The organism is Faecalicatena orotica, assembly GCF_003149245.1.
Lineage (GTDB): Bacteria > Bacillota > Clostridia > Lachnospirales > Lachnospiraceae > Faecalicatena_A > Faecalicatena_A orotica.
In genome coordinates, this window is the sequence record NZ_QGDL01000016.1 from 142,373 (window position 1) to 154,453 (window position 12,081).

14 protein-coding genes are annotated in these 12,081 nt (G+C 41.3%); 11 read left to right on the forward strand and 3 right to left on the reverse strand.

Annotated elements, in window-relative coordinates:
- From A8806_RS22070 to A8806_RS22080, 3 genes are all read left to right on the forward strand, one after another.
- Positions 1 to 456: a TadE family protein gene (locus tag A8806_RS22070; protein WP_109733337.1), complete on the forward strand. Its 456-nt coding sequence runs from the start codon at positions 1 to 3 to the stop codon at positions 454 to 456.
- Positions 453 to 1,232 (forward strand): DUF6382 domain-containing protein, encoded by a 780-nt coding sequence (locus tag A8806_RS22075; RefSeq protein WP_109733338.1) that lies wholly within the window; start codon positions 453 to 455, stop codon positions 1,230 to 1,232. The genes A8806_RS22070 and A8806_RS22075 overlap by 4 nt, the downstream gene beginning before the upstream one ends.
- Before the next feature lie 69 nt (positions 1,233 to 1,301).
- Positions 1,302 to 1,910, forward strand: a complete 609-nt coding sequence (locus tag A8806_RS22080; RefSeq protein WP_109733339.1) for a rhomboid family intramembrane serine protease — start codon at positions 1,302 to 1,304, stop codon at positions 1,908 to 1,910.
- A gap of 45 nt (positions 1,911 to 1,955) precedes the next feature.
- Here the strand turns inward: A8806_RS22080 and A8806_RS22085 are convergent, their stop codons facing one another.
- On the reverse strand, positions 1,956 to 2,687 hold the full coding sequence (locus A8806_RS22085) for a sensor histidine kinase (protein ID WP_109733340.1): 732 nt from the start codon (positions 2,685 to 2,687) through the stop codon (positions 1,956 to 1,958).
- A gap of 205 nt (positions 2,688 to 2,892) precedes the next feature.
- Here A8806_RS22085 and A8806_RS22090 point away from each other — a divergent pair, with 205 nt between their 5' ends.
- Both A8806_RS22090 and A8806_RS22095 read left to right on the forward strand, forming a co-directional pair.
- Complete coding sequence (locus A8806_RS22090) at positions 2,893 to 3,300, forward strand: HIT family protein (RefSeq protein WP_109733341.1); 408 nt, start codon at positions 2,893 to 2,895, stop codon at positions 3,298 to 3,300.
- A 14-nt stretch (positions 3,301 to 3,314) separates the two neighbouring features.
- The gene (locus tag A8806_RS22095; protein WP_109733342.1) at positions 3,315 to 3,860 is read left to right on the forward strand and encodes an RNA polymerase sigma factor; all 546 of its coding nucleotides are present in this window, start codon (positions 3,315 to 3,317) and stop codon (positions 3,858 to 3,860) included.
- 54 nt (positions 3,861 to 3,914) lie between these two features.
- On the opposite strand, the gene A8806_RS22100 is transcribed toward A8806_RS22095, so the two are convergent.
- Positions 3,915 to 4,982, reverse strand: coding sequence for an undecaprenyldiphospho-muramoylpentapeptide beta-N-acetylglucosaminyltransferase (locus A8806_RS22100; protein WP_109733343.1), 1,068 nt, complete (start codon positions 4,980 to 4,982; stop codon positions 3,915 to 3,917).
- Positions 4,983 to 5,309: 327 nt separating this feature from the next.
- On the opposite strand from A8806_RS22100, the gene A8806_RS22105 reads away from it, so the two are divergent.
- A complete protein-coding gene (locus A8806_RS22105; protein ID WP_109733344.1) occupies positions 5,310 to 6,335 on the forward strand; it encodes a DUF4367 domain-containing protein in 1,026 nt (341 codons plus the stop codon).
- A gap of 62 nt (positions 6,336 to 6,397) precedes the next feature.
- Positions 6,398 to 6,901: a DUF6147 family protein gene (locus tag A8806_RS22110; RefSeq protein ID WP_109733345.1), complete on the forward strand. Its 504-nt coding sequence runs from the start codon at positions 6,398 to 6,400 to the stop codon at positions 6,899 to 6,901.
- Between the two features lie 237 nt (positions 6,902 to 7,138).
- Here the strand turns inward: A8806_RS22110 and A8806_RS22115 are convergent, their stop codons facing one another.
- Positions 7,139 to 7,381: a TIGR03905 family TSCPD domain-containing protein gene (locus A8806_RS22115; protein ID WP_109733346.1), complete on the reverse strand. Its 243-nt coding sequence runs from the start codon at positions 7,379 to 7,381 to the stop codon at positions 7,139 to 7,141.
- Positions 7,382 to 7,831: 450 nt separating this feature from the next.
- Here A8806_RS22115 and A8806_RS22120 point away from each other — a divergent pair, with 450 nt between their 5' ends.
- The 4 genes from A8806_RS22120 to A8806_RS22135 all read left to right on the forward strand — a co-directional run bounded on the left by A8806_RS22120 (position 7,832) and on the right by A8806_RS22135 (position 11,654).
- Positions 7,832 to 8,599: a hypothetical protein gene (locus tag A8806_RS22120; RefSeq protein WP_109733347.1), complete on the forward strand. Its 768-nt coding sequence runs from the start codon at positions 7,832 to 7,834 to the stop codon at positions 8,597 to 8,599.
- Positions 8,600 to 8,660: 61 nt separating this feature from the next.
- Positions 8,661 to 10,010, forward strand: coding sequence for a glucose-6-phosphate isomerase (locus A8806_RS22125; RefSeq protein WP_109733348.1), 1,350 nt, complete (start codon positions 8,661 to 8,663; stop codon positions 10,008 to 10,010).
- Between the two features lie 199 nt (positions 10,011 to 10,209).
- Positions 10,210 to 11,037, forward strand: a complete 828-nt coding sequence (locus A8806_RS22130) for a C-type lectin domain-containing protein (protein ID WP_109733349.1) — start codon at positions 10,210 to 10,212, stop codon at positions 11,035 to 11,037.
- 71 nt (positions 11,038 to 11,108) lie between these two features.
- On the forward strand, positions 11,109 to 11,654 hold the full coding sequence (locus A8806_RS22135; protein WP_109733350.1) for an FHA domain-containing protein: 546 nt from the start codon (positions 11,109 to 11,111) through the stop codon (positions 11,652 to 11,654).
- Positions 11,655 to 12,081 lie beyond the last annotated feature (427 nt).

Below are 12,081 nucleotides of genomic sequence, written 5' to 3' on the forward strand. Positions count from 1 at the left end.
GTGAATGAAAAGATGAGAAGGATAAGAATTAAGGCGCCGGCTACAAATGGGTTAAGAGGAAGTGTTACGGTTGAAATGGCCTATATACTTCCAACCGTCATCATGATATTTCTGCTCATTGTTTATACAGTATTTTATTACCATGATAAAAACATATTAAATGCGGCAGCAGGAGAAACGGCCGTGCTGGGCGCCCAGCTCGAGAGGCAGCGGGGAAAAGAGGGAACAGACCTCCAAAACTTTTACAGGGAGAGGACTGATGGTAAGTTAATTCTATTACATCTGACAGGTGTAAACATAACGAAGAGCAAAAAACAGGTAGAGATTCAGGCATATGCCCAAAAGGGCCGGATGCGGGTTTCGGTTGTTCAAAGGGCGGTCATCACCAAGGCGGAAGAGAAAATAAGGCTAAAAAGAAAACTGGAAGCCTTAGGCGGAAAGGGAGTGGATAAATGAAGGTAAAATATGAAAAGGAATTAAACAAAGTCTGTCTGCACATTGATCTGCCGCAGGCTTATGAAGAAGATTATCAGATACACATGCTGAAGGAAAACAATATTCCGTGCCTGTTGGATATTACGGGATGTGGGATAGACGGCAGGAGCAGATACAGCTATACAGTGACAGGGATGATATCTATGAAAACCATGTTTGAGGAGTCTCCCATAAAGCGGGATGACATGATTTTGTTTGTAAATAACCTCATGGAAGCAGTGAAGTCGCTTAGACGGTACATGCTGAATCCGGACGGGCTCCTGCTTTATCCTGAATTTATGTTTTACAGCGCAGACACATGGCATTTCTGTTACCTGCCGGCAAGAAAAAGACCTCTTTGCGAGGCGTTTCATGTGATTACAGAGTATTTTGTTAAAAAACTGGACTATGAGGAAACTGAAGGGATTCTTCTGGCATATGAACTTCATAAAGCTTCCCTGCAGGAAAATTATGATCTTGAAAAAATAATGGATGAATACAGGGAACACGAAGAAAAAAGGAGGGCTAGTATGGATACAGAAATGAAAGCAAAAACCACATATATACCTGATGAGCCTCTTTTTACAGTAGATGAGGAGGAATATGTACAGACTCCGGACGTAGAGACAATACGGGAGATGGGCGGGCACTTAAGCCCGTGGAAAAAAGCCGCAGATAAAGTGAAAAAAGGACGCTGGGGGAAATGGAAGGATTTGATTCTGGAAACTGATGGACATCAGGAAGAGGAACCTTTATAATATGTATTAAATGAGTAACTGTTCCGAATCATGAACAGTTACTTAAACATTATATAAAGGGGAATCATTTTGGAAAAAAATAAAAACGCCGTGTGTACAACGGCTCTGATTGTTATAAATGTAGGGGTTTTTTTCATTCTTTCACTGATAGGAATGACAGAAGACAGCATGTTTATGCTGGATCACGGAGCAATGTTTGTACCGTATATTGTCAGCGGCCATGAATATTACAGGCTGTTTACCAGTTTGTTCCTGCATTTTGGGATCAGCCACCTGCTAAACAATATGGTTATGCTGGGTGCATTGGGATGGAATCTGGAATTAGAGACAGGCAGGATAAAGTTTCTAATCATCTATTTTGTCTCAGGATTAGGCGGGAATCTGCTGTCTTTGTATTTGGATATAAAGGCAAATGAGATGGTGGTATCAGCAGGGGCATCCGGGGCTGTATTCGGCCTGATGGGAGCCCTGCTGTGTGTTGTTTTGAAAAATCATGGAAGAGTAGGACGTTTGACGAACCGCGGACTTCTCTTTATGGTTGCCCTGAGCCTGTATTTTGGACTTACAAGCTCAGGTGTGGACAATGCCGCCCACATAGGAGGCCTTGTCTGTGGATTCATAACTGCGGCGGTGCTGTACAGGAGACCACGCGTAGTAAGCAGGCATTCAGAATTCTGATCCGGGGACGCCATCAATTAACATCTGTATTTTACTACAGTATAATTAGATAGGCAGTTTGATGGTAAACATTGATCCTTCATCGATTTTAGACTCAACAGAAATCGTACCCCCGTGAGATTCGATAATTCTTTTTGACAGTGACAGCCCAAGCCCTGTACCGCCCTCCTTATAAGTTTTAAAAGGCTCAAAGATATAGTCGATGATTTCTTCAGAAATACCGCATCCTGTATCTTTACATTTGATGGTAAGAGTGTCTTTGGTGCGGCTTGCAAAGAGATTAATACTGCCTTCACCGGAGATAGACTCCTTGGCATTTTTCAGAAGGTTAAGAAAAACTTCTTCTAACTTCACTTTATCGCCTGTGAAGTCGCCCAGGCCGGAGGGAATATCTGAAGTAAATTCTACATCAGAGTCTTCACTGTCTAAAGAGATTGCGAAAGAGACTGCAATGTTTTTTAGAAGCCGTTCAATGGAAAATACCGAGTAATGCAGTGTATCGCCATTGTTGAAGGTTGACAGTTCGCTTAAAAGCTGGCATACGAAGTCCACATCTTCCATTGTCTGTTTCCAGTGCGGGAATTCCTGAACCTCAGGATGCTGTATTTCCATAACCTGAAGCGAAGATGAAATTAATGTCAGCGGGTTCCGGATTTCGTGAGCTATAGTAGATACTGTCTCATGGTGGTTGTCGAGTAACTGTGTGATTATCTGTTTTGCGTCATGATTTTCCTCCATAAGCGCATTCATCTTATTAATGTCAATATTATGTAGCATTATCTTAAGTCCCTCCTTTTTTGGTTATCCTCATTTTTAAGTCTAGCACGATGATTTCCTTGGTTCAACAAAATCCGCCATACAAATTTCGACAGTATCCGGGCGACTAGCGGGTGTGAACAGTAATCAAAAGGGTCTTCTCATTTCGGACAAAATGGGATATACTACTATTAAACAATTATAAAAAGAGAAATGGGGATAAATTATGAAAGATGAAAACTGCATATTTTGTAAGCTGGCATCAGGTGAGATTCCTTCTGCAACGCTTTATGAAGATGAAGACTTCCGCGTGATTTTAGATGCGAGCCCGGCTTCAAAAGGGCATGCGCTTATTATTCCGAAAGATCATTACAGGAATCTGTATGATTTGGATGACAATCTGGCAGCTAAAGCTATGGTACTTGCTAAATCAATGGTACTAAAGCTTAGAGACATGCTTGGATGCGATGGATATAACATTGTACAGAATAATGAAGAGGCAGCAGGGCAGACTGTCTTTCATTTCCACATGCACCTGATACCAAGATATAATGGTGATGGTGTGGGCCTGGGCTGGAAGATGGGCGAACTTTCAGAAACTGATAAAGAAGAAATCTTAAACAAATTACAGTAATAACCGGAGAAGAAATGTTGACTGAAAATCGTGAGTTTGATGAGATTTATGGAAAATATAAGAATCTTGTCTTAAAAGCAGCATATACATATTCAGGCAATTATGATGTAGCAGAAGATATTACTCAAAGTACGTTTCTCCAATTATATATTTATTATCATGATATGAACCACAGCAATATTAAATCGTGGCTGTATACAACTGCAAAAAACAGTGCCTTGAATTACAGGAAGAGAGCCAGACGTGAGATTCTTGAAGAGATGACTGCAGAGGAATCTGTCATTCAGGATACTGTTGAAAGTGCTGAAGATGAATTTTTGCAGGAAATCAGGGATATAGACCGCTCTGATTTGCATGAACGCATATTTGAAGCTTTAATGAATAAGAACCGCAGATGGTACGATGCGATTACGCTGGCATATTACATGGAGATCCCTCAGGCAAAAGTTGCCGCAGAAATGGGAATACGTATTGAGGTGCTGCATAGTTTATTGCACAGAGCCAAGGACTGGATTAAAAAAGAGTTTGGTGTGGAGTATGACGAATTGAACCGGTTATAATAAAACAGGTGTCTATTCGGCACCTGTTTTTTAAACCATGTGATAGATTGGCACTTATTTAATACTGATTTCTTCGATTAGCCCAATGATTGTATCAATTGAATCTTGCTGCCTGGAATCGCGCATAGCATCCATATATTTACTGCGGTTCTCATAAAGATTCTTTACTGATTCAAGAAGAGACTCCTTAGTGAGGTCTTCTTCCTCGAGTACCATGCTGAAGCCCTGACGTTCAAAAGAACGTGCATTTAATATCTGGTCACCACGGCTGGCATTAGCTGAAAGCGGAATCAGAAGATTTGGCTTTCTCAATGCAAGAAGCTCGCAGATAGCATTAGCGCCTGCACGGGAGATAACAATATCCGCAAGGGCGAAGATGTCGCGGAGTTCATTTTTGATGTATTCGAACTGAGCATATCCTTTCAGGCTGTTCAGAGAATCATCAACCTTCCCTTTTCCGCAGAGGTGCACAATCTGGAAACGGTCCAGAAGATCAGGCAGGGCAAGGCGGACAGCGTTATTAACTGCCACAGAGCCAAGACTCCCTCCGATGACGAGGATGACAGGCTTATCAGCGGAAAAACCGCATAGGTCCATAGCAGCAATCTTGTTGCCGGACAACAGCTCCTGACGGATTGGTGAACCTGTCAGTACAGCTTTTTCTTTAGGAAGACTATTCAGGGTCTCAGGAAAATTACAGCAGACCCTGCTGGCGGAAGGAATGGCAATCTTATTAGCCAGACCCGGTGTCATATCTGATTCATGGATAATGGAAGGCACTTTACAGCGCTTTCCAGCCAGGACAACCGGTACAGAAACAAATCCTCCTTTAGAAAAAATAATATCAGGCTTTAATTCTTTAATAATAGAATGGGCCTCGCCAAAACCTTTCATAACACGGAATGGATCTGTAAAATTCTGGACGCTGAAATAACGTCTCAGTTTACCGGAAGAAATTCCATGATAAGGAATCCCAAAAGGTTCGATAAGTTCCTTTTCGATACCATTATAAGATCCTATATATTGGATGTCATAGCCTAGTTCCCTTAACCGGGGAATCAGGGCAATATTGGGGGTGACATGCCCGGCCGTTCCACCGCCGGTAAGTATAATTCGTTTCATAAATGTAAAACCTCCAAATTTGAATTGTTCATATTATATCACTTCAGGTACTATGTGATACAGGCCCTTTCGGGCAGTGGCGGATATAACCTCCACTGACATGAAGTTAATAATATCCGAGTGGCCGGATAAAGCAACATTATTTATGTGACACACTGAGTTTAAGTTATAGTTCCCACCCTTCGGGTACACGGTGTAACAAATTAATCTCAGCCGTAAACCAAAATAAAATACTTGCATATAACCGGAAAAACACATATAATTTCATATTAAACTTATTTAATAAAAAGTCAAGAAAAAGTAGTAGCCAAAATAAGGGGAACATGTATGGAACAAAATAAAAAACTATCACTGAAGGAAGAAGTGGAAAGGGAAGCCAGAAAGATAGAGGAAGAAATTGAGAATAACCCTGATCTTGACGATATCAAAGTATCGGACAAGATGGAGGAATCACTTCTGGCAAAAATCCGGGCATATGAAAAGAAATGTGCCTCAGAGCATGAAAACAAAAATGTCAGAATGGAAGGTGCAGCAGAAGAACTTTCGGAGGAACTTGCGCCAAATTTTGCCGCGCGTACAAATGAAGACAATGTAGTGCATCTGTCTGCGGAAGACATGGAGGCACTGCGTCTCGGTAGAGAACTAATGAAAAAGAAAAGCAAGGAGGAAGAGCTATTCGAGGTTCATACCGAGTATCATAAGCACCTTAACAGTGATAATAAAGGAAAGGAGGGAAAAACGGACAAAGGGGAGAAGGCGAAAAGAATCCACATGCCGCGGAGAAGGAAATTTGTTGTTTCATTGGCAGCGGTTATGGTTCTTGTACTTGCAGTTGGTATGACGAGTGTGGGGAGCAAGTCATATTTAAAAGTGCTGTGGGAAAAGATGCATGGTGGGCAAGCTATGGAGGTCACAAATGTGGAGGATATGGTAACTCAAAATTCGAAGGATGGTGATGAGGTAACTGCTTATAGAGAAATAAGAGAACAATTAAAAATAATGCCGATTAGGTTGGGATATAAACCAGAAAATATGAAGTTGGAAAATATAAGTATTGACACAGAACAAAGAAGGGCATTTTTATTTTATGATTATAATGGAGAAATTATAAGATACGGAATATACGAAAATAATTCCGATTCTTCATTAGGACAAAAGGAAGAAGATACTTTAACGGATACCATAGAGATTGAAGCTTTGGATCAGACCATAGTCATAGAAGAATATGCTAAGAAAAATTCAAAACGATATTTAGTGAATTTTACAAAAGAGGGCGTTCATTATCAATTAAAGGGTGTAATGGAAAAGGAGGAATTTATTAAAATAGTAAAAAATTTAATTAATTTAAATTAAATGCATAAGTTTTATAATGTTGAGTTGTTTAATTAAAGAAGGGTGTAAAAGGGAGGATACTAATGATAAAAAGAATTATTTCTATATTTTGTGCACTGTTAGTAATTTGTGGTATGTTTGCAGTATCACTGACAGATGTTAATGCTAAAGAGAGCGATAGTATTCAAATAGATGGTTCTTATCTTACTTTACGGGATACATCCACAGGTTATACGAACGGCGGTGTGGTTACCAGAGGAGAACATTTAATGGATGGTGAATGTTCAATAACAAAAGCTGGTAGGGGCCGGATTTATGTGTATGCTTCAACCACAGCAGATCATACAGTAGATTATATAGCAACAGTTATATATGTAGATCGGTATAATCAAGAAACAGAAACATGGGGACAGATTGATTATTGGCAGGTTGAAGATCATAATACATATTTTGTAAGTACAAGTAAGTCATTTGCAGTAGACAGAGGGTATTTTTATAGAGTACATGCAGATCATGTTGCGGGGATGAAAGCAGAATATCCTTATGAGGAAGCTACATCCTTAACCGATGGAATCTGGATAGACTAACACCTCTCCATCCGCAGCCTCACCCCTCTTTGAGGAATTGAAGCAGTTGTCAGGTTTTTTACATAACAGGAGAAACTATTAACAAAAATTTTGATTATAGAAAAGACCTGTACCGAGAAAACACCACAAATTTTTTTATATGTATTTCACCTGACAACTGCTTCAATTCCTCAAAGAGGGGCACTCAAGAATGAGTAGGCACATGGAGATTGATATTACAAAAAGAAAGCAATCGGATTATTTTCCGGTTGCTTTTTTTAATGCTTTTGCTAACTGGTCGGGGCAGGATGTTTTTTTGAAACCGCACTGAATCCCTTCTATCTTTGAAATTGCTTCGTCTACGTCCATGCCTTCGATGAGACGTGAGATTCCTTGAAGATTTCCATTGCACCCTCCGGTGAAGGCTACGTTTTTGACTTTGTTGTCTTCTATATCGAAGTTTATCATCTGTGAACAGACGCCTTGTGTTTTGTACTGCATTGTAATTACCTCCTTTTTCGGAATATTTCAACTGATTAATCTGGTGTCAGCGCACTGGCAGATTCATTTCCCGTCTGTGTGACAGTGCAATCATAAGCCAGAAACACCGATAATAATAAGCTATTGGTATTATAGCAAAATGAAAATAAAAATACCAGACCTATTTCGTGTGTCAATTTTCGAGCCATTTTCCAATAAAATGACAGGAGTTTTCTTAAGGGGAAAAGGAAGATGTGATTTGAATTATTTTGTTAAATTGAAGGATCGATGCTATTATTTTATTCTATGTTTCTTAAGTCTGAGATATTCCTGTTTTAAGCTGAAATTATGCTGCTGTGGCGAATTATGTAGAACGCTTTTTAAGGCAAGTCCCGAAAAGTTGAGATATAATAGGCTCACACCAAACAAATGGTAGTTGTGTCACAACCATATAAAACAGGAGGTCTTATTATGTTTAAAAACGTAGCAGCCGACACAAACATTATTTTCTATTTAATGATTGCGGTAGGCATCATCGGGGTACTGGCAAAAATAGTGAACCAGCTAACCCTTCGCCGAATGGTAAAAGCAGCAGGCAATATGCAGAAGAGCACACACAAACTGATGAAACTGGTGCGCGCCAAGTATGAGCACGCATGCATGATACACGATGCAGTAGATAATGTAGGGGCATTTGTGGAGAAGTACATATATGAATACAGAGGATTTATTTTACGGGTACATACATGGAGGCAGATAGAGGCACAGGCGATCTGGTTTTCAGGAATTTTAGCTATATTAGGAGCAGGAGGACATTATCTGGCACACGGGTTCTGCGAGGGAATGTTCCAGTATCTGGCTGCAGGGGCAGCGGAAATGATCGCATTGTTTGTGATAAGACAGTTATCAGACGAACCTTATAAAATTAGTGCAGCAAAGAATTATATGGTAGATTACCTTGAAAATGTCTGTGCACACCGCTACAAGAAGGTGAAACAGACGGAAAAGGAAAACATAGATGTAATCAGTCCGGAGAGCGTTGGGGCAACAAGGGCAGCCGTCCAGCGTGAGGAACAGGAATTGCCCATTAATATAGAGGGTGAGCCGCGCAGGGCAGAAAAAGGCGAGGCCGCAAGACAGGTGATCAGACGTACGGTAAAGGAAAAAATGGAGGAGGATGAGCAGCCTGCACTAAAAGAGGAGGCAATTCGTCAAATATTAGAGGAGTTTTTAGCTTGATAAAGCATAGCATATTTGATAGAATTAGCTTGTAAAAACGATTAGAGAGGAAGGATGAACAATGGCTAATAAAGTTACATTTGATTATTCGAAAGCAAGTAGTTTTATTCAGGAACATGAGATGGAATATATGAGCGAACTGGTTGCACAGGCGAAGGACAAGCTGGTTGCAAAGACAGGAGCGGGAAATGATTTCCTTGGATGGATCGACCTTCCGGTTGATTATGATAAAGAAGAATTCGCGCGTATCCAGAAGGCAGCAGAGCAGATCCGCGAGGATTCGGAAGTATTGTTGGTTATCGGAATCGGCGGCTCTTATCTGGGAGCAAGAGCTGCAATTGAATTCCTTGGACATTCATTTGCCAATGTCGTTTCCAAAGACGTCAGAAAGTCCCCGGAAGTTTATTATGTGGGGAACAGCATCAGCAGCAAGTACATAAAAGACCTGATGGATGTAGTAGGCGACAGAGATTTTTCCATTAACATGATTTCCAAATCTGGTACGACAACAGAGCCAGCCATTGCCTTCCGTGTATTTAAAGAAATCTTGGAAAAGAAATATGGAAAAGAGGGAGCAGCAAAGAGAATCTATGCTACGACCGATAAATCCAGAGGAGCTTTGAAGAACCTTGCCACAGAAGAAGGATACGAGACTTTCGTAGTACCGGATGATGTTGGCGGACGTTTTTCCGTACTTACGGCAGTAGGGCTTCTTCCGATTGCAGTCAGCGGTGCAGACATCACGAAGCTGATGGAAGGTGCAGCGGCAGGAAGAAAAGAAGCGCTGGAGAATGATTTTGCAGAGAACGGAGCACTGCAGTATGCAGCAGCCCGCAATATCCTGCTTAGAAAAGGCAAGGCCGTTGAGATTGTAGCCAATTATGAGCCAAGCCTGCATTATGTATCTGAATGGTGGAAACAGTTGTATGGAGAGAGCGAAGGTAAAGACCAGCGGGGTATCCTCCCGGCATCAGTAGATTTGACGACCGATCTGCACTCTATGGGACAGTTCATTCAGGACGGAAGCAGAATTATGTTTGAGACGGTTCTGAATGTAGAGGAATCGCCGGCAGAGATTATGATCAATGAAGAACCGGTTGACCTTGACGGATTGAATTACCTGAAAGGCAAGACCGTAGATTTTATAAATAAGAGTGCAATGAACGGAACAATTCTTGCCCATACAGACGGTAATGTACCGAACCTGATGGTGACGATTCCGGAGCAGAATGAATTTTATCTGGGACAGTTGTTCTACTTCTTTGAGTTCGCATGCGGCGTTAGTGGATATTTACTCGGCGTGAATCCATTTAATCAGCCAGGCGTGGAGAGCTATAAGAAGAACATGTTTGCACTTCTGGGTAAACCAGGGTTTGAAGAAGAAAGAGAAAAGTTATTAAAGAGATTATAATCGAATAAAAGTGTAGAATAAATGTTAACTGGAAAAAATATGTAGGAAGTTCTAGCAGGACAGAGGCCTTAGAATCAGAGGTCTCTGTTCTTTTTTACACAGTTTATATTTCAGTCAGTCCCCCGGCGGCATTTTCCATGTTAATATGTTGAAAAGTATGCTACAATGTGGATAAATAATTAATAGGAGGCGCAAGGGGATGAAAAAACCGAGGAACAACAGGAATCTGAAGATTGTAATTATTGTGATTATCTGCCTGACCTTTATTGTGGGTATCGGAGCCGGAATAGGGGCCGGCACTTATATTTCAAATAAAAAGGCGCAGAAGATGGAAGTGACGAAATTGAAAGATACGGCTTTGAATGACAGCAGTCAGGTCAAGGGGGACGGTGCAGAGAAAGAGGATGATAAGAAGCCGGAAGCGGATAAGCCGGAAACGAATGATTCCAAGGATGATAAGGATTCCGGCAGCGGGGATAACAGTCAGAACTCCTCCCAGAATAAAGACAATGCAGATAACAGCAGTCAGTCCCAAAATCAGGGAAGTACATACGATGCTTCTGTACCGGCAGACGACACAGGCATACACAGATATGAGTATATTATCAGTGACTGTACATGGCAGGAGGCGTTTCAGGACTGCCTGAACAGGGGCGGCTACCTTGTCCGGATCAACAGTTCGAAAGAGTATGAGACGATCAGAAAGGAAATCAGCCGGCAGAAGATGACGGATATTTATTTCAAACTCGGCGGAAGGCGTGATAACCAGTCTCAGGACTACTACTGGGTGAATCAGGATAATAAGCTGTTTGGTGAAAAATTAAATTCAGACGACAGCTGGTGTTCAGACGAATGGATGGGCGGCGAACCAAGTTTTCAGGACGGGAATCTGGAAGAGAAGTATATGGACCTGTTTTTCTATGACGGAGAGAAACGGTTTGTCTGGAATGACGTTCCGGATGATATGCTTGCGGCAGAGCCGGCGTATTCAGGGAAACTGGGATATATATGTGAGTATGAGGATTAAAAAAGTCTAGATTTACTTGCCTGAACAGCAAAAATATAGTACTATAAACTCTTGAAGGAGTTGATTGACAAATGATGTACTGGATTATTCTGATAGTCCTGGCAGTTTTAATTTTAGTCACCATCATTGCCACGATTGTGACGATTGTTAAGGAACGAAAAGTATATAAGAGTTATGAGCTTGATGAAGAGATAGATGATGAAGATGAGGATGAAGAGGATTACGACGAGCGTCCTGCAAAGAAACGCAGGAAGAAGGCTGTGGAAGAGGAACCGGCTCCTGCTCCTAAGAAGAAACGCTGGAAACTCATCCTTGAGAACGTAGATACACAGGAACGCTACGATTTCATTTTCTATGACAGCTTTGGAATCGGAAGAACTACGAAGGAAGTGGCGTTCGAGGAGTTCCTTCCGCTGCCTGATGACAAGAAGATTTCCAAGGTCCACTGTTCTATCGTGAGAAGTAAAGACAAGCTGTACTTAAGGGATGAGGGATCAAAGAATCACACATATCTGAACGGTAAGAAGATTCAGAAGCCGATCCTGATCCAAAAGGAAGATATCATATCCATCGGTGAGACAGATCTGGAAGTAGTTAGAATTTTAAGAGAAGCATAGTCAGGTACGGAATGTATCTGGCGGGGCCCGGAACTTTTTGTTTCCGGGCTTTTCTGCTGTTTCCATTACTTTTTACCTCACCTTTTTGCGTGAATTCCAAAACTGAACCCTGTATGCAAGACTAAATCCCACGTACCATTAAAAAACGTACTGATTTAAAGAAATTTTTCATCACATTTGCGCCATTACGTGCTAAAATAAATATGAATTTATAAGAAACTCCATAAACCGGGTACAGCAAACAGACCTCTGGGAGATCGACTTGCAAGACTAACTCCTACAGGTCGGACATGATGATGTGAAAGTTGTCCGGGATATGGTGGCTTGTATTTTTATCGTTTAATGCTTAAGCAGCTTCGGGCTTAGTACCACATCATCAGGTGCTATGTACTGAAGCTGCAGTGCTTTCAGCACTTCTTCATCAAAC

What these genes read in the sequence shown, in the direction of transcription:
- A8806_RS22075 (WP_109733338.1), top strand. Translation starts at nt 453, where the DNA reads ATGAAGGTAAAATATGAAAAGGAATTAAACAAAGTCTGTCTGCACATT.
- A8806_RS22085 (WP_109733340.1), bottom strand. Translation starts at nt 2,687, where the DNA reads ATGCTACATAATATTGACATTAATAAGATGAATGCGCTTATGGAGGAA.
- A8806_RS22090 (WP_109733341.1), top strand. Translation starts at nt 2,893, where the DNA reads ATGAAAGATGAAAACTGCATATTTTGTAAGCTGGCATCAGGTGAGATT.
- A8806_RS22095 (WP_109733342.1), top strand. Translation starts at nt 3,315, where the DNA reads ATGTTGACTGAAAATCGTGAGTTTGATGAGATTTATGGAAAATATAAG.
- A8806_RS22100 (WP_109733343.1), bottom strand. Translation starts at nt 4,982, where the DNA reads ATGAAACGAATTATACTTACCGGCGGTGGAACGGCCGGGCATGTCACC.
- A8806_RS22105 (WP_109733344.1), top strand. Translation starts at nt 5,310, where the DNA reads ATGGAACAAAATAAAAAACTATCACTGAAGGAAGAAGTGGAAAGGGAA.
- A8806_RS22110 (WP_109733345.1), top strand. Translation starts at nt 6,398, where the DNA reads ATGATAAAAAGAATTATTTCTATATTTTGTGCACTGTTAGTAATTTGT.
- A8806_RS22115 (WP_109733346.1), bottom strand. Translation starts at nt 7,381, where the DNA reads ATGCAGTACAAAACACAAGGCGTCTGTTCACAGATGATAAACTTCGAT.
- A8806_RS22120 (WP_109733347.1), top strand. Translation starts at nt 7,832, where the DNA reads ATGTTTAAAAACGTAGCAGCCGACACAAACATTATTTTCTATTTAATG.
- A8806_RS22125 (WP_109733348.1), top strand. Translation starts at nt 8,661, where the DNA reads ATGGCTAATAAAGTTACATTTGATTATTCGAAAGCAAGTAGTTTTATT.
- A8806_RS22130 (WP_109733349.1), top strand. Translation starts at nt 10,210, where the DNA reads ATGAAAAAACCGAGGAACAACAGGAATCTGAAGATTGTAATTATTGTG.
- A8806_RS22135 (WP_109733350.1), top strand. Translation starts at nt 11,109, where the DNA reads ATGATGTACTGGATTATTCTGATAGTCCTGGCAGTTTTAATTTTAGTC.